The organism is Azospirillum brasilense (assembly GCF_007827815.1).
In the GTDB taxonomy this organism is placed as follows: domain Bacteria; phylum Pseudomonadota; class Alphaproteobacteria; order Azospirillales; family Azospirillaceae; genus Azospirillum; species Azospirillum brasilense_C.
The window spans coordinates 63,358-81,173 of the sequence record NZ_VITH01000007.1 but is presented as its reverse complement, the minus strand read 5'-3'; the positions used below and the strand labels follow the sequence as shown (position 1 = coordinate 81,173).

The 17,816-nt window shown below is 69.1% G+C and carries 17 protein-coding genes; 12 read left to right on the top strand and 5 right to left on the bottom strand.

Annotated features, from left to right (window positions below):
- The first annotated feature begins 255 nt into the window (after positions 1–255).
- Entirely contained in the window at positions 256–552 is a 297-nt protein-coding gene (locus FBZ83_RS15505) for a DNA-binding protein (RefSeq protein WP_145684479.1), read from the top strand.
- A gap of 61 nt (positions 553–613) precedes the next feature.
- On the opposite strand, the gene FBZ83_RS15500 is transcribed toward FBZ83_RS15505, so the two are convergent.
- Both FBZ83_RS15500 and FBZ83_RS15495 read right to left on the bottom strand, forming a co-directional pair.
- Entirely contained in the window at positions 614–2,536 is a 1,923-nt protein-coding gene (locus FBZ83_RS15500; RefSeq protein ID WP_145684477.1) for a propionyl-CoA synthetase, read from the bottom strand.
- Positions 2,537–2,719: 183 nt separating this feature from the next.
- Positions 2,720–3,829 (bottom strand): extracellular catalytic domain type 1 short-chain-length polyhydroxyalkanoate depolymerase, encoded by a 1,110-nt coding sequence (locus FBZ83_RS15495; protein WP_186466097.1) that lies wholly within the window; start codon positions 3,827–3,829, stop codon positions 2,720–2,722.
- Positions 3,830–4,085: 256 nt separating this feature from the next.
- On the opposite strand from FBZ83_RS15495, the gene FBZ83_RS15490 reads away from it, so the two are divergent.
- The 11 genes from FBZ83_RS15490 (at position 4,086) to queG (ending at position 14,523) form a co-directional block, all read left to right on the top strand.
- The gene (locus FBZ83_RS15490; protein ID WP_145684471.1) at positions 4,086–4,442 is read left to right on the top strand and encodes a hypothetical protein; all 357 of its coding nucleotides are present in this window, start codon (positions 4,086–4,088) and stop codon (positions 4,440–4,442) included.
- Between the two features lie 169 nt (positions 4,443–4,611).
- A complete protein-coding gene (locus FBZ83_RS15485) occupies positions 4,612–6,417 on the top strand; it encodes a M3 family oligoendopeptidase (RefSeq protein ID WP_145685991.1) in 1,806 nt (601 codons plus the stop codon).
- Positions 6,418–6,498: 81 nt separating this feature from the next.
- Entirely contained in the window at positions 6,499–6,900 is a 402-nt protein-coding gene (locus tag FBZ83_RS15480; RefSeq protein WP_145684467.1) for a bacteriohemerythrin, read from the top strand.
- Positions 6,901–7,080: 180 nt separating this feature from the next.
- On the top strand, positions 7,081–8,505 hold the full coding sequence (locus FBZ83_RS15475; protein WP_145684465.1) for an FAD-binding oxidoreductase: 1,425 nt from the start codon (positions 7,081–7,083) through the stop codon (positions 8,503–8,505).
- Between the two features lie 76 nt (positions 8,506–8,581).
- On the top strand, positions 8,582–8,818 hold the full coding sequence (locus tag FBZ83_RS15470; protein ID WP_145679522.1) for a FitA-like ribbon-helix-helix domain-containing protein: 237 nt from the start codon (positions 8,582–8,584) through the stop codon (positions 8,816–8,818).
- The gene (locus FBZ83_RS15465) at positions 8,803–9,258 is read left to right on the top strand and encodes a type II toxin-antitoxin system VapC family toxin (RefSeq protein ID WP_145684461.1); all 456 of its coding nucleotides are present in this window, start codon (positions 8,803–8,805) and stop codon (positions 9,256–9,258) included. The genes FBZ83_RS15470 and FBZ83_RS15465 overlap by 16 nt, the downstream gene beginning before the upstream one ends.
- Before the next feature lie 51 nt (positions 9,259–9,309).
- The gene (locus tag FBZ83_RS15460; protein ID WP_145684458.1) at positions 9,310–10,656 is read left to right on the top strand and encodes an ABC1 kinase family protein; all 1,347 of its coding nucleotides are present in this window, start codon (positions 9,310–9,312) and stop codon (positions 10,654–10,656) included.
- A gap of 57 nt (positions 10,657–10,713) precedes the next feature.
- Positions 10,714–11,733 carry a tRNA preQ1(34) S-adenosylmethionine ribosyltransferase-isomerase QueA gene (gene queA / locus FBZ83_RS15455; RefSeq protein WP_145684456.1) on the top strand — a complete coding sequence of 340 codons (1,020 nt, stop codon included), beginning with the start codon at positions 10,714–10,716 and terminating at the stop codon, positions 11,731–11,733.
- Positions 11,733–12,935: a tRNA guanosine(34) transglycosylase Tgt gene (gene tgt, locus FBZ83_RS15450; protein WP_145684454.1), complete on the top strand. Its 1,203-nt coding sequence runs from the start codon at positions 11,733–11,735 to the stop codon at positions 12,933–12,935. Before queA ends, tgt begins: the two co-directional genes overlap by 1 nt.
- Positions 12,928–13,392: a preQ(1) synthase gene (gene queF, locus FBZ83_RS15445; protein ID WP_035672604.1), complete on the top strand. Its 465-nt coding sequence runs from the start codon at positions 12,928–12,930 to the stop codon at positions 13,390–13,392. The genes tgt and queF overlap by 8 nt, the downstream gene beginning before the upstream one ends.
- Before the next feature lie 69 nt (positions 13,393–13,461).
- The gene (gene queG, locus FBZ83_RS15440; RefSeq protein WP_145684452.1) at positions 13,462–14,523 is read left to right on the top strand and encodes a tRNA epoxyqueuosine(34) reductase QueG; all 1,062 of its coding nucleotides are present in this window, start codon (positions 13,462–13,464) and stop codon (positions 14,521–14,523) included.
- On the opposite strand, the gene FBZ83_RS15435 is transcribed toward queG, so the two are convergent.
- Genes FBZ83_RS15435 through FBZ83_RS15425 form a run of 3 tightly spaced genes read right to left on the bottom strand, consistent with a single transcriptional unit; the run spans position 14,495 to position 17,694 of the window.
- Positions 14,495–15,457 carry a lysylphosphatidylglycerol synthase transmembrane domain-containing protein gene (locus tag FBZ83_RS15435; protein WP_186466096.1) on the bottom strand — a complete coding sequence of 321 codons (963 nt, stop codon included), beginning with the start codon at positions 15,455–15,457 and terminating at the stop codon, positions 14,495–14,497. The two genes, queG and FBZ83_RS15435, sit on opposite strands and share 29 nt — an antisense overlap.
- A 60-nt stretch (positions 15,458–15,517) precedes the next feature.
- Positions 15,518–16,462, bottom strand: coding sequence for a glycosyltransferase family 9 protein (locus FBZ83_RS15430; RefSeq protein ID WP_145684443.1), 945 nt, complete (start codon positions 16,460–16,462; stop codon positions 15,518–15,520).
- Positions 16,459–17,694, bottom strand: coding sequence for an O-antigen ligase family protein (locus tag FBZ83_RS15425; RefSeq protein WP_145684436.1), 1,236 nt, complete (start codon positions 17,692–17,694; stop codon positions 16,459–16,461). Before FBZ83_RS15425 ends, FBZ83_RS15430 begins: the two co-directional genes overlap by 4 nt.
- Positions 17,695–17,816: the final 122 nt, after the last annotated feature.

Genomic DNA, 17,816 nt, shown 5'->3' with positions numbered 1-17,816 from the left:
GGAACGGGTGGCGCGCCCTCCCAGGGCCGAGCCCCCTCGCAAGGACCCGGTACGCCAGGATGAACGCCCCCCGCTCATCGTTTATTCCAGACTTTGATGCCCGTGCAGCAAAAATTCGGCGGAAAGGTGGCGAGGCCGAAAACCGTCTCCGTTGGAACGCCGGCTTGTGGCATATCGCCGCTGCGCGCGGATAAGCCCTCGAAACCGGTGCGCGGCTTGGCACAATCCACCGCACTGCGTCATCAGGGCGGGGCCATGGCACGCCATCACGACACCATCGAAATCCTGGTCACCGCCCGCCATCTGGAGGCCCAGGGCATCCGCCCGACCACGCGCATGCTGCGGCTGGCGCTGGGCGGCGGCAGCAACGCGGCCATCGCGCAGGCGCTGGCGGTGGAGGAGCTGACGCCGCTGGAGGAACTGATCCGGCGCCGCCGCGACCAGCTCGACCTCGACATCGCCAACGCCCGCCGCGCCCTGGCCGAGTTGGAGGCCGAACAGGCCCGGCTGGACGAGCTGGACGAGTCCCTGACCGCGCTGGTCAAGGCTTAGCCGACAAAGGAAACCCCTCCCCCGGGCCATGCCGGGGAAGGGGCTTCGAACGCGGAACCGGTCAACCGGCCTGATGCGTCTTGGCGTAGCCGAGCGACTGCAGCGCCTCGGCGATCTCCGGCAGGATGCCCGGATCGTCGATGGTCGCCGGGGTCTTGTAGTCCTGGTTGTCGGCGATCTTCTGCATGGTGCCGCGCAGGATCTTGCCGGAGCGGGTCTTCGGCAGGCGCTCCACCACCACGGCGCGCTTGAAGTCAGCAACCGGGCCGATCTGCTCGCGCACAAGCTGCACCACCTCCTTCACGATCTCCTCGTGCGGGCGGGTCACGCCGGCCTTCAGGCAGAGGAAGCCCAGCGGCACCTGTCCCTTCAGGTCGTCGGCGACGCCGATCACCGCGCATTCCGCCACGTCCTTGTGGCTGGCCAGAACCTCCTCCATGCCGCCGGTGGACAGGCGGTGGCCGGCGACGTTGATGATGTCGTCGGTGCGGGCCATGATGTAGACGTAGCCGTCGTCGTCGATGAAGCCCGCGTCGCCGGTCTGGTAGTAGCCGGGATAGTCGGACAGGTAGGACTTCCGGTAGCGGTCATCGGCGTTCCACAGCGTCGGCAGCGTGCCCGGAGGCAGAGGCAGCTTCACGCAGATAGCGCCGATGTCGCCGCGCGGCACCTCCTTGTTCTCGGCGTTCAGGATCTGCACGTCCCAGCCCGGCATGGGGCGGGTGGCGGAGCCGTACTTGATCGGGAAGAGCTGCACGCCCAGCGGGTTGCCGGAGATCGCCCAGCCGGTCTCGGTCTGCCACCAATGGTCGATGACCGGAACGTTCAGATTGTCCTCGGCCCAATGCAGCGTGTCGGGGTCCGAGCGCTCGCCGGCCAGGAACAGGGCGCGGAAGTGCGACAGGTCGTACTTCTTCAGCAATTCGGCGTTGGGGTCCTCGCGCTTGATAGCGCGGAAGGCGGTCGGGGCGGTGAACAGCGTGCCAATCTTGTGCTGCTCGATCACCCGCCAGAAGGTGCCGGCGTCCGGCGTGCCCACCGGCTTGCCCTCGAACACAACGGTGGTGCAGCCGTGCAGCAGCGGGCCGTAGACGATGTAGGAGTGGCCGACCACCCAGCCCACGTCCGACGCCGCCCAGTACACCTCGCCCGGCTCGACGTTGTAGATGTTCTTCATCGTCCACTTCAGCGCCACGGCGTGGCCGCCGTTGTCGCGGATGACGCCCTTCGGCTGGCCCGTGGTGCCCGAGGTGTAGAGGATGTAGAGCGGGTCGGTCGCGGCCACCGGCACGCAGTCCGCCGGTTCGGCCTTGGCGACGGCCTCCGCCCAATCCACATCGCGGCCCTCGACCAGGGTCGCGGTCTCCTGTGGGCGCTGGAAGACGATGACGCTGGACGGCTTGTGCTCCGCCTGCTCGATGGCGGCGTCGAGCATCGGCTTGTACTTGACGACGCGGTTCGGCTCGATGCCGCAGGAGGCCGAGACGATGGCCTTCGGCCGGGAGTCGTTGATGCGGGTCGCCAGCTCGTGCGGGGCGAAGCCGCCGAACACCACCGAATGCACCGCGCCGAGACGCGCGCAGGCCAGCATGGCGACCAGCGACTGCGGGATCATCGGCATGTACAGGATGACGCGGTCGCCCTTCTCCACGCCCTGGGCGCGCAGCGCGCCGGCGAAGCGGGCGACCTGATCCTGAAGTTCGGCGTAGGTGATGGTCTGCACGGTCTTTGTGACCGGGCTGTCGTAGATGATCGCCGCCTGGGCGCCGCGTCCGGCCTCCACATGGCGGTCGACGGCGTTGTAGCAGGTGTTCAGGACGCCGCCGGTGAACCAGCGGTAGAAGGGCGCGTTGCTGTCGTCCAGCACCTTGTCCCAACGCTTGATCCAGGTGATGTCTTCCGCCGCCTCGCCCCAAAATCCGTCGGGATCGGACAGGGAACGGGCGTGGATCTGGTTGTAGCGATCGGCCGAGCTTTGGCTCATGGGGGGCGTCCCTTATATTTTGTTTGGTTCGCGTTTCTCCGCAGCCGCGCAATGAACGTTCACGCAGCGGCCCCAATCTGCGTCAGATCCGCATCGTTTGGCAAACGGCATTCCGGAAGGTGCGGCGGGCTGTCGCACCACTTTGGTGAGTGCTGGGCTCCCTCGCCGCCCCTCAAGCGGGTGTTACTGTTCCAGTTGCAGGAACTCGGCGGCCAGCGCCGCGCCGCAGAAGCCGACGTCCTCGATGTAGGTCTTCGTGTCCGACACCCGCACCCGCCCACAGGGGCGTTGCGCGTTGTGCGTGTCGATGGGCATGACGTGGCCGACATCCTTCAGAAGCACCGTCTCGACCCACAGGGTGTTGGCTCCCGCCGGGGCGAAGCCCTGCCGCACGGCGCGGTCCGGCCAGGAGGGTTCCTGCCCGATGACCACGGGAGCGTCCGTCTTCAAACCATGGAAGGCCGTCCATTGGTTGGTCAGATAGAGGGCGTTCTGCGGGTCCACGGTGCAGTCCGCCGTTCCCTGGACGATCAGCACGCGCGGACGCCCGGCGGGGTGCTGGGCGCGCTGCACCGCCTTCTTCCATTCGCTGTTGTCGTAACCGCCGGAGCGCGCCTTGACCTCGGCGCAACCGCGCGACACGGAGATGCCGCAAAGCGACGCGGCCGACTGCATGCTCTGCGCGCACATCACCGGCACGCCCGCGAACAGCGCCCCGCCGGCGAAGAGCTGGAAATAATCGGCTAGCAAGGTCGCCGCCATCCCTGCCCCCGCCGACAGGCCGGTGACGGACACCCGGTCCGCGTCCACCACCGGGCCGTTGGCGCCCAGCCCCTTGCCGGAGACGACGGCACCGACCATTGAGGCGATGGCCGCCGCCTCGCTCGGCACGAAGCCCTTCAGCGGGCTGTTCAGCCGGTCGGCGAAGTTGAAGCAGCCGAGCGGGTTGCCGTAGCGCCCGAGCCCTCCCGTCCCCACCATGGAGAACAGGTTGTGCTTCTGCGCCGGCAGCAGGGCGACGAAGCCATGGGCGTCGGCCATGTCCTTCCAGCCCGAATCCTCGAAGAAGGTCCGGGCGTCCTGCTCGCAGCCGTGCAGCAGGACCAGCAGCGGCGCCTTGCCCCGCGCCCGCGCGCTGTCCGGCACATAGACCAGGGCCGACAGGGCGGTGCCCTGCGCGTTGTAGCTGCCGGCGGGCAATTCGACAGGGGTGGGTTGAACCGGCGCCGCGGCGACGGGGAGAAGCCACGACAGAACAAAGAATGCCGCGAGAACCGGCTTTCGTAAGCGCACCAACAATGTCATTGCCGTATTCCCCTTTACTCGCCGGAGCTCCGATTCACGCGAAAGCAAATCATCTCACCAGCCTTATAGAAAGCGCGCAACAATCACTTGTGAACCGCTAATTTTTATACATTCCACCCCAGGGCATACTTGCGTATGGCTGCGTTCATTTTTCGCAGAGCGCGACCTCCTGTCCGTCCCCCTTCCCCCTGTCCGACGGCCTTGTCTCTGGCCTATTGGGGACCGGAGCGCTATGGATGGTCCCATGAGCAGCGACCCGCCCGTCTTCGGCATCCGCCCGATCCTAACCGTCGTCCACACCAACGGCGAGCGGCTGATCGTGGCCCGGCTGACCAGTCTCGGCGGGTCCAGCCAGTCCAACCGCTTCGTCCTGCGCCGCGCCGACTTCCGCGCCCCATGGGAGCAGCCGGACAAGGGCTATTTCGGTTATGCGGAGGTCGCCCGCGCGCTCGACGCCAACGGCTGGCGCGGCTGCGCCATCGAGGCGATGCCGACCACCGACCTTGAGGAGCGGCGGACCCGCCAGCTCGCCCGCAAGAAGCTGCACCTGCAATGCGTGGAGGCGGCGATCCGCCGCGCGCAGGAAAGCCAAGCCCCCTGAGCGGGCACCGCAACACAGTCTTCCCCCGAACCCGCGCGGCGCTTATATCCCGTTCCAAGCACAGAACGGCCAAAGCCCAGAATGGCCAAAGCCCAGAACGGAGGGACAGATGACCCGCAGCGCCACCCGGCACCCGATTGGCGATTTCCTTGGCGCTCCCCAGACCACCATGCCCGACACCGCCCTGGCCGCCGCAGGGGACGCGCCGGACCTCGGCGCCCTGCCCTCCTGGGACCTGACGGACCTCTATCCGGGCATGGAGTCGGCGGAACTGAAGGCCGACCTGGAGCGGATGGAGCGCGCCTCTAAGGACTTCTATGAACAATACGCGACCAAGCTCGCCGGGCTGGACGGCAACGCCTTCGCCGCCGCCATCCGCGAGTACGAACACATTGACGAGGTGCTGTCGCGGGTGATGTCCTACGCCGGGCTGGTCTACAACGGCAACATGACCGACCCGACCATCGCCAAGTTCTACCAGTCGGCGCAGGAGCGGGTGAACGGCATCTCCACCCACCTCGTCTTCTTCACGCTGGAGATCAACCGGCTGGAGGACAAGGTGCTGGACGCCAAGCTGAAGGCGTCGAAGGATCTCGCCCGCTACGCCCCCTGGCTGCGCGACGTCCGCCTGTTCCGTGAGCACCAGCTCTCCGACGAGGTCGAACGCCTGCTCCATGAGAAGCATGTGGTCGGGCGCGCCGCCTGGAACCGCCTGTTCGACGAGACGATCGCGTCCTTGCGCTTTCCCATCGGCGGCAAGGAGCTGACCTGCGCGGAGGCGTTGAACCGCCTGTCCGACCGCCGCCCGGAGGTCCGCAAGGAGGCCGGGACGGTGATCGGCCGGGTGATGGGCGACAACATCCGCCTGTTCGCCCTGGTCACCAACACGCTGGCCAAGGACAAGGAGATCGACGACAAGTGGCGCAACTACAAGGCGCCCACGTCGGCCCGCAACCTGTCCAACCGCGTCGAGGACGAGGTGGTGGACGCGCTGGCTGCGGCGGTGAAGGACGCCTACCCGGCGCTGTCCCACCGCTACTACGCGATGAAGGCCAAGTGGTTCGGGCAGGATCACCTGGACTACTGGGACCGCAACGCCCCGCTTCCCGACGACACCGACCGCAGCATCCGCTGGGACGAGGCGCGCGATCTGGTCCTGGGCGCCTATGGCCGCTTCTCGCCGGATCTGGCGGCGCTCGGCAAGCGCTTCTTCGACAACGCCTGGATCGACGCGCCGGTGCGCCCCGGCAAGGCGCCGGGCGCCTTCGCCCACCCCACGGTGCCCAGCGTCCACCCCTATCTGCTGGTCAACTACCAGGGCAAGACTCGCGACGTGATGACGCTCGCGCATGAGCTGGGCCACGGCGTGCACCAGATCCTGGCCGGCGGCCAGGGGCACCTGCTGTCCGACACGCCGCTGACCCTGGCGGAAACCGCGTCGGTGTTCGGCGAGATGCTGACCTTCCGCGCCCTGCTCGACCGCGAGACCGACCCGAAGCGCCGCAAGATCATGCTGGCCTCGAAGGTCGAGGACATGCTGAACACGGTGGTCCGCCAAATCGCCTTCTTCGACTTCGAGCGCCGCGTCCACACCGAGCGCCGCGAGGGCGAACTGACGGCGGAGCGGCTGGGCGAGATCTGGATGGCGGTGCAGACCGAAAGCCTCGGCCCGGCGCTGCGCTTCGACGAGGGCTACCGGAACTACTGGTCCTACATCCCGCACTTCATCCACTCGCCCTTCTACGTCTACGCCTACGCGTTCGGCGACTGCCTGGTGAACTCGCTCTACGCGGTCTACCAGGAGTCGGAGAAGGGCTTCGCGGAGAAGTATCTGGCGATGCTGTCGGCGGGCGGCACGCTGCGCCACCAGGAGCTTCTGGCCCCCTTCGGGCTGGACGCCAGCGATCCGGCCTTCTGGCAGAAGGGGTTGAACGTCATCCGCGGCTTTGTTGACGAGCTGGAAAATCAGTCCTGACCGGGTTTTCTTGACGGACGTCAAGAATCCATAATCGGGGGATGGGTATGGTGGCCTCCAACGATCCCTTCGGAGAGCACCATGCCCACCCTCTCGATCCCCGCCTGGAGCCCGTCCCTGGAAGTCGGCAACGCCATCATCGACGCCGACCACAAGGAAACCATCGAGCTTCTGGCCGAAGCCGCCAAGGCTCCCGACGCCGACCTGCCCGCCCATTTCACCGCCTTCGCCCAGCACCTCCGCGACCATCTGGCCCGCGAGGAGGAGCTGATGCACCAGTACGGCTTCCCGCCGACCCCCATCCATGTGCACGAGCACAACCGCGTCCGTCTGGAACTGGAAGGCATCGCCAAGCGCATGGCCGCCGGCAATCTGGCGCTGGTCCGCGGCTACCTCACCGAGGTCGTGCCGGAGTGGTTCATCAACCACAAGAACACCATGGACAGCGCTACCGCCGCCTGGATTCGCAGCCAGGGCGGCTGATCCACCGCCCCTCACCGTCAAAGCCGCAAAAAACACCGAATTGAGGGGTGGCTCCGTCCGGAAGAACACCGGAGGGAGTCCTTTCCCGGATGGCCTGTGCAGGGGTGACAATTTACCCTTGTTGCGCCAATCCGCTCCGGATATTCGCGAAAATTGCTGCTTTGACGTGGGAGGTGCTTGATGGGCGATTTCACGCTTCGCACCGCCGACCGGCGGGACGCGACCCTTTCCGAGGACGCCGTCAACGATCTTGCCGCCCGTCTGCGCGGCCCGCTGCTGACCCCGCAATCGCCGGGCTATGACGAGGTCCGGACGATCTGGAACGCCATGATCGACCGTCGGCCCGGCCTGATCGCCCGCTGCGCCGGCGCCGCCGACGTCATGCAGGCGGTGCGCTTCGCGCGGGAGAACGGGCTGCTGGTCTCCGTGCGCGGCGGCGGTCACAACATCGCCGGCAATTCCCTGTGCGACGGCGGTCTGCTGATCGACCTCGGCGCCCTGCGCTTCGTCCATGTCGACCCGATCAGCCGGACGGCGCGGGTGGCGCCCGGCGCCACGCTGGGCGACCTCGACCGGGAAACGCAGGCCTTCGGGCTGGCCGTGCCGGTCGGCATCAACTCGACCACCGGCATCGCCGGGCTGACGCTGGGCGGCGGATTCGGCTGGCTGACCCGCAAGTATGGGCTGACGGTGGACAATCTGCTGTCCGCCGACGTGGTCACCGCCGACGGCCGATTCCTCAGGGCCGGCGCAGACGAGAACGCCGACCTCTTCTGGGCCATCCGCGGCGGCGGCGGCAACTTCGGCGTCGTCACCTCCTTCACCTTCCGCCTGCACCCCGTGGGACCGATGGTGTTCGCCGGGCTGGTCGTCCATCCCTTCGCCGGGGCCGGCGACCTGATGCGCCGCTACCGCGACGCCACGGCGGCCCTGCCCGACGAGGCCACCGCCTGGATGGTGCTGCGCAGGGCGCCGCCCCTGCCCTTCCTGCCGCCGGACGTGCATGGCAAGGAGGTGGTCGTCATGCCCGTCATCTGCGCCGGAGACGACGAGGCGGCGGCCCGCAAGGCGCTGGAACCGGTGCTGTCGCTGGGCACGCCGGTCGGCGAGCATGTCGGCCTCATGCCCTACGCGGCGTGGCAGGCGGCCTTCGACCCGCTCCTGGTGCCGGGCGCACGGAACTACTGGAAATCGCAGAACTTCACCGGGCTGGAGGACGGGCTGATCGACCTGCTCGTCGAGGAGGCCGGACGTCTACCCTCCGACCAGTGCGAGATTTTCGTCGGTTTGCTCGGCTCGGCGGCCAACCGCGTGCCGGCGGACGCCACCGCCTACCCGCACCGCGACGCCCTCTTCGTCATGAACGTGCACGCGCGCTGGAACACCCCGCCGGAGGACAGCGCCTGCATCCAATGGGCGCGCGGCGTTTCCGACCGGACCGCCCGCTACGCCACGGGCGGGGTCTATGTGAACTTCGTCACCGACGACGAGCAGCGCGTCCAGGCCGCCTATGGGCCGAACTACGAACGCCTGCGCACGCTGAAGGCCAAATACGACCCCGGCAACCTCTTCTGCGTGAACCAGAACATCGCGCCGAGCGGATGAGTCCGGTGATCCTGCGGAACGGTGGCGCCATCCCACGCAAGCGGGTTACAGTGTCACCAATCCCCAGGAGAGCGAAATGGGCAAGATCGTCAGGCTCGAAATCGACGAAGCGCTGCACGCGACTCTGACCGAACGCGCCGCGATCAACGGACGCTCGGTCGAGGAGGAAGTCGGTGCCATCCTGTCGCAGGCCGCACGCCCCGGCCGTGCGGCGCTCATTGAGGAACTCCAGCGGGAGCAAGACGAACTTGCCCGCAAGTACGGTGTGCTTCCCGACAGCACGCCGCTGATCCGTGAATGGCGCGACCGGTGAGCGTGGCGGGCCAAGCGGTCGTCGTAGACGCCAGTGTCGCCGTGAAATGGATCATCAGGGAAGACGCAAGCTCAGACGCACTTGCGTTCCTTGCCCAGGAAAGGCCGCTGCTGGCGCCCGATATTCTGCTCATCGAAGTGGCTGCGGCGCTCGCCAAACGCGTCCACACGGGCACTTTGGAGACGTCGGATGCCGACACGCTCTTGGGCCGCCTGCGTGGATTGGTCGCCCAACTCCCGCTGACGCTGACTCCGGCGGTGGATGTGGCGGAGCGTGCGCTCGACCTCAGCGGCACACTTCGGCATCCCTTGGTCGATTGCCTCTATCTGGCTCTCGCTTGGTCGAAGAACGCGGGACTGGTGACCGCTGACCGCAAACTGGCGGAAGTTGCCGCCCGAAGCGGATTGCCGGGCCTGGTCCGGATCGGCCCCGCCACCTGAGGCGACGCCAGGGGACTCGCCTTTCGGCCTCGCCGCACCCACCTATTCGGCATGCCGAACACGGATGAGAACAGGCTGGGCGGCCGGATCGCGCGGTATGCGCGGGTCGGGACCGCCGTGGGGGGCCTTGCGGCCCGTTTCGCCGGAGAACGGGTGCTGGGCATCCCCCTGGAACGGGATCGCCACGCCGCCGAACTGCGCGCCGCGCTGGGCGGGCTGAAAGGTCCGCTGATGAAGGTGGCGCAACTGCTGTCCACCATCCCCGACGCACTGCCCCGCGAGTATGTGCAGGAGCTGTCTCAGCTCCAGGCCGACGCGCCGTCGATGGGCTGGCCCTTCGTCAAGCGCCGCATGGCAAGCGAGTTGGGTCCCGCCTGGCACAAGCGCTTCCGGCACTTCGAACAGACAGCGGCGGCGGCGGCCTCGCTGGGGCAGGTGCACCGGGCCGTCGGGCTGAACGGGCAGAACCTCGCCTGCAAGCTCCAGTATCCGGACATGGCCTCCGCCGTGGAGGCGGACCTGCGCCAGCTCGGCCTGATCTTCGCCATCTTCGAGCGCACCGACAGCGCCATCTCCACCAAGCAGATCCAGGCGGAGATCGGCGCCCGGCTGCGCGAGGAGCTGGATTACGAGCGCGAGGCCAAGCACGCCCGCCTCTACCGCGCCATGCTGGCCGACACCTCCGGCGTTCATGTGCCGGCGGTGGTGCCCGACCTCTCCACCCGGCGCCTGCTGACGCTGGAATGGGTGGAGGGGCGCAAGATCCTGGACTTCGTCAAGGACCATCCGGACGCCCGCGACGCGCTGGCGATGAACATGTTCCGGGCTTGGTACGTGCCCTTCTACGGCTACGGCATCATCCACGGCGACCCGCATCTGGGGAACTACACGGTGCGGCCCGACCGCGGGATCAACCTGCTGGATTTCGGCTGCATCCGCGTCTTCCCGGCCCGCTTCGTGAAGGGGGTGATCGATCTCTACGACGCGCTGCAGACCGGCAACCAGGACAAGGCGGTGGAGGCCTACCGCACCTGGGGCTTCGCCAACCCGACCAAGGAGCTGGTGGACGTTCTGAACATCTGGGCGCGCTTCGTCTACGCCCCGATCATGGACGACCGCAGCCGCCGCATCGAGGAAACCAACTCCGGCCATTACGGCCGCGAGACCGCCGCCAAGGTCCATGCCGAGCTGCGCCGCGTCGGCGGGGTGGAGGTGCCGCGGGAGTTCGTCTTCATGGACCGCGCGGCCATCGGGCTGGGCTCCGTCTTCCTGCATCTCCAGGCCGAGGTGAACTGGTACCGGCTGTTCCAGGAGATGATCCAGGGCTTCGACGTGGACGTCCTGCACGCCCGCCAGACCGCCGCCCTGACCGCCCAGGCCCTTCCTTTGCCCGAATGAACCCCGACTCGTAATGCTTCCCCCCTCCCACCGCTTTGGTCTATACGAGCGGCTCCCATGAAGACCGCCGATTTCGACTTCGACCTTCCGCCGGACCGCATCGCCGAGCATCCGGCCAAGCCGCGTGACGCCGCCCGTCTGCTCGACGTGGCGGAGCGTCTGCACGACCGCACCGTCCGCGACCTGCCCGCCCTGCTGGAGCCGGGCGACCTGATGGTCGTCAACGACACCCGCGTCATCCCCGCCCGGCTGGACGGCCGGCGCGGCGAGGTGCGGGTGGAGATCACGCTCCACAAGCGCGAGGGTGAGCGGGAATGGGCGACCTTCGCCCGTCCCGGCAAGCGGCTGAAGCCCGGCGACGTGATCGCCATCGCCGAGGATTTCGCGGCGGAAGTCGTCGCCAAGGACGGGATGGAGGTGCGCCTGCGCTTCTCCAAGGGCGGGCCGGCGCTGATGGAGGCGCTGCACCGCCACGGCCGGATGCCCCTGCCCCCCTACATCCGGCGCGAGGCGGACGAGCAGGACGCGGCGGACTACCAGACCGTCTTCGCCGCGCGCGAGGGCGCCGTCGCCGCCCCCACCGCCGGGCTGCACTTCACGCCGGAGCTTCTGGCGGCGCTCGACGCGCGCGGCATCCGCCGCGTGCCGGTGACGCTGCATGTCGGGGCCGGCACCTTCCTGCCGGTCAAGGTGGACGACATCGCCGAGCACCGCATGCACAGCGAGTGGGGCGAAATCTCCCCTGAGACCGCCGAGGCCATCAACGCCACCCGCGCCGCGGGCGGGCGGATCGTCTCGGTCGGCACCACGGCGCTGCGCATCCTGGAGACGGCGGGGTTGGACGACCGCAGCATCCGGGCCTTCAGCGGCGACACCGACATCTTCATCACCCCCGGCTACCGCTTCAAGATCGTGGACCTTCTGGTGACCAACTTCCACCTGCCCCGCTCCACCCTGTTCATGCTGGTCTGCGCCTTCGCGGGCATGGACAGGATGAAGGCGGCCTACGCGCACGCCATCGGCCAGAACTATCGTTTCTTCAGCTACGGCGACGCGTCGCTGCTCCGGAGGGTGTGATGACCGGGATCGGGTTCGAGCTTCTGAAGACCGACGGGCGCGCCCGGCGCGGGCGGGTCTCCACCGCGCACGGCGTCATCAACACGCCGGCCTTCATGCCCGTGGGCACCGCCGCCACCGTCAAGGCGATGACCAGCGACGCGGTCAAGTCCACCGGCGCGGAAATCCTGCTGGGCAACACCTACCACCTGATGCTGCGCCCCACGGCGGAGCGCGTCGGGCAGTTGGGCGGCCTGCACCGCTTCATGAACTGGGACAAGCCGATCCTGACGGACAGCGGCGGCTTCCAGGTCATGTCCCTGTCGGACCTGCGCACCATGACCGAGGAGGGGGTGACCTTCAAATCCCACCTCGACGGGAGCAAGCACCATCTGACGCCGGAACGCTCGATCCAGATCCAGCATCTGCTGGACAGCAACATCACCATGTGCCTGGACGAGTGCACCCCCTTCCCGGCGACGGAGGCCCAGGCCGCTTCCTCCATGCGCCTGTCGATGCGCTGGGCCAAGCGCAGCAAGGACGCCTTCGTCGAGCGGCCCGGCTACGGCCTGTTCGGCATCGTCCAGGGCGGCGTCTACGCCGACCTACGGGCGGAGAGCGTGGCGGCCCTGTCCGACATCGGCTTTGACGGCTACGCCATCGGCGGGCTGGCCGTGGGCGAGGGCCAGGAGACGATGTTCACCGTGCTCGACTTCACCGAACCGCTGATGGTCAAGGAGCGCCCGCGCTACCTGATGGGCGTCGGCCGTCCCAGCGACCTGATCGGTGCGGTGCGGCGCGGCGTCGACATGTTCGACTGCGTGATGCCCACCCGCTCGGGCCGCACCGGTCAGGCCTTCGTGCGGCGCGGCACCATCAACATCCGCAACGCCCGCCACGCCCACGACGAGCGCCCGCTCGACGAGGAGTGCGGCTGCCCGGCGTGCCGCAACCACAGCCGCGCCTATCTGCACCACCTGTTCAAGGCGGGCGAGATGCTGGGGCCGATGCTGCTGACTTGGCACAACCTGCATTACTACCAGGACCTGATGGCCGAGCTTCGGCAGGCCATCGAGGACGGCCGCTTCGACGAGGTCGCGGGCGCGCTGGAGGCCCGCCTGAACGAGGGCGACATCCCGGCCACCGAAGACCCGCTGGCCCACCTGAAGGTGAAGCCGGCCAAGCCGGCGAAGCCCGCCAAGAAGGAATCCGCCGATGTCTGAGAACATCTACGCCGGCCTGACCCAGCTCGGCGGCGCCACCGTCCAGCCGAAGACGCCGGAGGAGGCGGTGCTGGAGCGCGTGCCGAATCCGAACCCCGGTGAGAACTACGTCGTACGCTTCACCGCGCCGGAGTTCACCTCGCTCTGCCCGATCACCGGCCAGCCGGACTTCGCCCATCTGGTCATCGACTACGTGCCGGGCGAGTGGCTGGTGGAGTCGAAGTCGCTCAAGCTGTTCCTGACCAGCTTCCGCAACCACGGCGCCTTCCACGAGGCCTGCACGGTCGGCATCGGCAAGCGTCTGGTGGACGAGCTGAAGCCGGTGTGGCTGCGCATCGGCGGCTATTGGTACCCGCGCGGCGGCATCCCCATCGACGTGTTCTACGCCACCGGCGAACCGCCGAAGGGCGTGTGGATTCCGTCGCAGGACGTCCAAACCTACCGCGGCCGCGGCTGATCCGGGAGTGTAACCCTCCCAAATCCCCTCTCCCCTCTGGGGAGAGGGCTAAGCGATCAAGCCATCACCATGTCCGACCCCACCACCTCCACCCGTGAAGCGATCCGCGACCGCGCCCTGTCGCTGGGCTTCGACGCGGTGGGTTTCGCGCGGGCGGAGCTGGGTCCGGAGGCTAGGGAACGGCTGGCCGAATTCCTGCGCCAGGGCCGGCACGGCGACATGGGCTGGATGGACGACAAGGCCGACCGTCGCGTCCATCCCCAGGCCCTGTGGCCGGAGGCCCGCACCGTCATCGCGCTCGGCACCAGCTACGCCCCGGCGGAGGACCCGCGCGCCCTGCTGGAGCATCCCGACCGCGGCATCGTGTCGGTCTATGCGAAGAACCGCGACTATCACGACCTCATCAAGGGCCGGCTGAAGACGCTGGGCCAATGGATCGCCCACCGCTTCAAGGCGGAGCTGAAGGTCTTCGTCGACACCGCCCCGGTGATGGAGAAGCCGCTGGCCGAGAAGGCCGGACTGGGCTGGCAGGGCAAGCACACCAACCTCGTGTCGCGCACCCACGGCTCCTGGCTGTTCCTGGGCGAGGTCTACACGACGCTGGAGCTGCCACCGGACCCGCCGGGGGTGGACCGCTGCGGCCAGTGCCGCCGCTGCCTGGACGCCTGCCCCACCGCCGCTTTTCCCGCCCCCAACCAGTTGGACGCGCGGCGCTGCATCTCCTACCTGACCATTGAGCACAAGGGGCCGATCCCCGAGGAGCTGCGCCCGCTGATGGGCAACCGCATCTACGGCTGCGACGATTGCCTGGCCGCCTGCCCGTGGAACAAGTTCGCCAGGCGCTCGCGCGAGGCGGCCTTCCTGCCGCGGGCGGAGCTGACGGCGCCGCGGCTGGCCGATCTGGCGCAGTTGGACGACGCGGGGTTCCGGCAGGTGTTCAGCGGCTCGCCGATCAAGCGGATCGGCCGCGACCGCTTCGTGCGCAACGTGCTGGTGGCCCTGGGCAACAGCGGCGACGCCCGCCACGCCGCGGTGGCCGAGTGGCTACTCGAGGACTCCAGCGAGGTGGTGTGCGACGCCGCGGGCTGGGCGCTGGGCCGGCTCAGGAGCGCGCAGAGCCCTTCAGGCTGAGCCAGAGCAGGCCGCCGGGCAGCGACGACAGGGTGACCGACAGGCCGATCATCAGCGACAGAGCCAGCGCGTCGGTGGCCCCGAGACCGTAGAGCGCGAAACCGGCGACGAAGGCTCCCTCCCGCACGCCCCAGCCGTTCAGCGAGATCGGCAGGGCCGCCGCGAAGATGGTCATCGGCACCACGGCCAGCGCGTCCAGAACCCGCACGGGAATGCCCAGGGCCTGGGCGTAGGCGATCACCGCGAACACGGTGCACAGATGCACCGCCGCGCTGTGCAGCAGCCCGGCCAACGCCGCGCGGCCGAGCAGCGCCACGCGCAGGCGGGCCACCTGCGCCTGCGCCGCCCGCACCGGCGGGCGCAGCAGGACGTCCGGCAGCGGCAGGCGGTCCGCCTGGAGCCCAACGACCATGGCGACCGCGAGCAGCAGGACCGCCGCCGGCCCGGCCCAGGCAACCGCGGGCGGCGCGGTGGCGACCAGATGCGGCAGGCCGAGGAACAGCAGCAGGATGCAGCCGACCAGCGCCAGCAGCCGGTCCAGAACCAGCGCCAGCACCACGGCGGCGGAGGACGCGCCGCCCCGGTAGGTCAGCCAGCCGCGCACCACGTCGCCGCCCAGCGCGCCCGGCAGCACCTGCCCGAAGAACAGGCCGGTGAACATCAGCCGCATCGCCAGCCCGTGCGAGACCCGCTCGCCGGCGGCCCACAGGGAGTCGCGCCAACGCTCGGCCGCGCAGACCACCGACAGAAACTTGGCCAGGAAGCCGGCGGCCAGCCAAGCCGGGTCCGCTCCGGCGACCCGCGCCAGCAGGGCCGGCCAGTCGGCCTTGGCGCCCAGCACGCCGAGAACCGCCAGGGTCACCGCCAGCTTGGCGAGCAGCATCAGGCGTCCACCCGGCTTTCCGGCGGGCAGGGTGACCGCATCGGCGGGCATGGCGCTGGCGTCCTGTCTGCTCAAATCCTTCATGGCTCCTGCAACATGATCGGCGGCACACTAGCGGTTCGGCGGAAGAGCATCGATCGCCGCCAGCACGCCGGCCACGTCCATGTCGGCGAAGGACGGACGGTGGTGGACGACCATGCGCGGCCCGTTGGCGTGGATGGGGATGGAGGCGTCGCAGAAAAGGCCCAGCACGGGACCGCCGACGGCCGCGACCAGATGGGTGGGGCCGGTGTCGTTGCCAACCGTCGCCCAGGCCCGGCGGGCCAGCCCGGCGATTTCCGGCACGCCGGTGCGGCTGGTCAGGTCCACCGCCTGCGGACAGGCGTCCACAATGGCCCGGGCGAGGTCCGCCTCGATGGCGGTGCCCAGCACGACCGGCGTGATGCCGCGCGCGGCCAGCGCACGCGCCAGTTCGCCGTAGCGCTCCACCGGCCAGCGCTTGTCGGGGCGTCCCGGGGAGGAGCCGGGGATCAGCAGGGCGTAGGGCGCGGCGATGCCGAACCCGCCGGTGTCGGCATCGAGCCAGGACAGGTCCGGCACCGCGTCGGGCACGATTCCGAAGGGCGCCAACTGCCGGGTGTAGCGCTCGATCACCGGCACCTTGCGCCGCCCCGGATACTTGTCGCGGTTCGAGGCGCCCCAGGCCGTGCCCGACCATTCCGGCCACGGACCGGGGGCGAGCAGCCAGAAATAGCGGTCGGTGCGCGGCTGCGCCTGGAGATCGTAGACCCGGTCGAAGCGCCCGGCGCGCAGCAGGCGGCGAACCCGCCGATAGGCGCCGATGGAACGGCCGCGCGGGTCCTCCAGAACCTCGTCGAACAGGCCGCTGAGGCGGGCGAGCGGGGCCAGGGACGGCAGGGTCAGCAGCGCGAGATGATCGGCGGCGTGATGCCGCCGGATGGCGGAGAAGGCGGTCTGGGCCAGGAAGAAGTCGCCGAAGGCCCCCAGCTTGATGATCAGGATGCGGCGGCGGCCGTTGCCGAACGTTCCCGTCATTCGCCCCCCACCGGGGTGCGGGCGGCCAGCCGGAGCATCAGGCCGGCGGCCAGCATGCCGCCCATCCACCACGCCTGCCAGATCCCGTAGGCCGTGCTCGCCATCGCCAGCGCCGACGCGAAAAGGGCCAGCGCGAAGGGTTGCAGGCGCCGCTCCATCCGGCCGGTGCCGAGCAGGAGCAGCAGGGCCGCCGCCAGAGCCAGCGCCGCCCCGACCGCGCCGAGCTCCAGCCAGACCTGGAGGAAGGCGTTGTGGGGATGCAGCGGCAGCAGGCTGTCGGTCAGCGTGCCGAAACGCGACACCGCCCCGTCCGGGTCGAGCGCCCGGGAGGCGTCGATCCCCTGCCCGAAGACAGGGGTTTCCAGCGCCCGGCCGGCGGCCATCCCCCAAATCTCGACGCGGTGCTGGGCGGATCGGAACAGCCAATCGGCGCCGTCCAGATTCAGCACGCGGTCGAACAGCAGCACCAGCGGAAGCACGAAGGTGAAGGCGATGCCGAGGACCGCGGCGAGCGCCCCGCGGACCAGCCGCGGCGACCAGACGGCCAGCGCGAAGGCCACCCCGCCGGCGGCGATCCCCAGCATGGCCGACCGGCTGGTCAACAGCAGGCAGGCGCCGGCGAAGACCGCGGGAAGCACGAAGGCCAGCCCCCGCCGTCCGGCCCGGTCGAGCGCCATCGCCGCCGGCCAGACCAGCAGGCAGAGCAGCACCGCCGTCCGCTTCGGCACGTTGCTTTCGGCGATCTCGGCGTTGGCGGGCACATGGTTCCACCAGCGGTGCAGCGGGAAATCCAGCGCCGCCTCCACCGTGAACAGAAGCACGCCGGCGAAGACACCCAGAAGGAACAGGCCGGTCAGGCGGCGCGCCTCCACCGCCGGCAGCGAGGACAGCCATGCCCCGCCGGCCAGCGCGCCGAGACCGACATAGCCGATTTCCACCACCGTCAGGCCGGCGCGCGGCGACGGGCTCCACAGGATGGACAGGGTGGCCAGCGCCAGGAAGGCCAGGACGACCGCCGTGCCCGGCATCGCCCGCTGAAGCCGCCCCAGGGCGCCGCGGCGGAGCAAACCGGCCAGCGACAGACCGGCGATCAGGATGACCCACACCGGCAGGCCGCGCGGCGCCATGGCGGCCAGCGGACCGAGCAGAGCGACGAGCAGACCGGCCGTTCCCGCAAGAATCGCGTCGGGAATTCCCCGTGTGGAATCGCGCTGTGACAAGGGGAAGGCCATGAGGTCTCACGTCCGTGGGGCACGGCGCGGCTTAACAGATGCCCCGCGCGAAAGCAACGGGGACGGGACGGGCGAAAATTCGGCCTCGTCCCCCTCCCCCCGCGGGCCCGCTCCCCGGATGG

What these genes read in the sequence shown, in the direction of transcription:
- FBZ83_RS15505 (WP_145684479.1), top strand. Translation starts at nt 256, where the DNA reads ATGGCACGCCATCACGACACCATCGAAATCCTGGTCACCGCCCGCCAT.
- FBZ83_RS15500 (WP_145684477.1), bottom strand. Translation starts at nt 2,536, where the DNA reads ATGAGCCAAAGCTCGGCCGATCGCTACAACCAGATCCACGCCCGTTCC.
- FBZ83_RS15490 (WP_145684471.1), top strand. Translation starts at nt 4,086, where the DNA reads ATGAGCAGCGACCCGCCCGTCTTCGGCATCCGCCCGATCCTAACCGTC.
- FBZ83_RS15485 (WP_145685991.1), top strand. Translation starts at nt 4,612, where the DNA reads ATGCCCGACACCGCCCTGGCCGCCGCAGGGGACGCGCCGGACCTCGGC.
- FBZ83_RS15480 (WP_145684467.1), top strand. Translation starts at nt 6,499, where the DNA reads ATGCCCACCCTCTCGATCCCCGCCTGGAGCCCGTCCCTGGAAGTCGGC.
- FBZ83_RS15475 (WP_145684465.1), top strand. Translation starts at nt 7,081, where the DNA reads ATGGGCGATTTCACGCTTCGCACCGCCGACCGGCGGGACGCGACCCTT.
- FBZ83_RS15470 (WP_145679522.1), top strand. Translation starts at nt 8,582, where the DNA reads ATGGGCAAGATCGTCAGGCTCGAAATCGACGAAGCGCTGCACGCGACT.
- FBZ83_RS15465 (WP_145684461.1), top strand. Translation starts at nt 8,803, where the DNA reads ATGGCGCGACCGGTGAGCGTGGCGGGCCAAGCGGTCGTCGTAGACGCC.
- FBZ83_RS15460 (WP_145684458.1), top strand. Translation starts at nt 9,310, where the DNA reads ATGCCGAACACGGATGAGAACAGGCTGGGCGGCCGGATCGCGCGGTAT.
- queA (WP_145684456.1), top strand. Translation starts at nt 10,714, where the DNA reads ATGAAGACCGCCGATTTCGACTTCGACCTTCCGCCGGACCGCATCGCC.
- tgt (WP_145684454.1), top strand. Translation starts at nt 11,733, where the DNA reads ATGACCGGGATCGGGTTCGAGCTTCTGAAGACCGACGGGCGCGCCCGG.
- queF (WP_035672604.1), top strand. Translation starts at nt 12,928, where the DNA reads ATGTCTGAGAACATCTACGCCGGCCTGACCCAGCTCGGCGGCGCCACC.
- queG (WP_145684452.1), top strand. Translation starts at nt 13,462, where the DNA reads ATGTCCGACCCCACCACCTCCACCCGTGAAGCGATCCGCGACCGCGCC.
- FBZ83_RS15435 (WP_186466096.1), bottom strand. Translation starts at nt 15,457, where the DNA reads ATGCCCGCCGATGCGGTCACCCTGCCCGCCGGAAAGCCGGGTGGACGC.
- FBZ83_RS15430 (WP_145684443.1), bottom strand. Translation starts at nt 16,462, where the DNA reads ATGACGGGAACGTTCGGCAACGGCCGCCGCCGCATCCTGATCATCAAG.
- FBZ83_RS15425 (WP_145684436.1), bottom strand. Translation starts at nt 17,694, where the DNA reads ATGGCCTTCCCCTTGTCACAGCGCGATTCCACACGGGGAATTCCCGAC.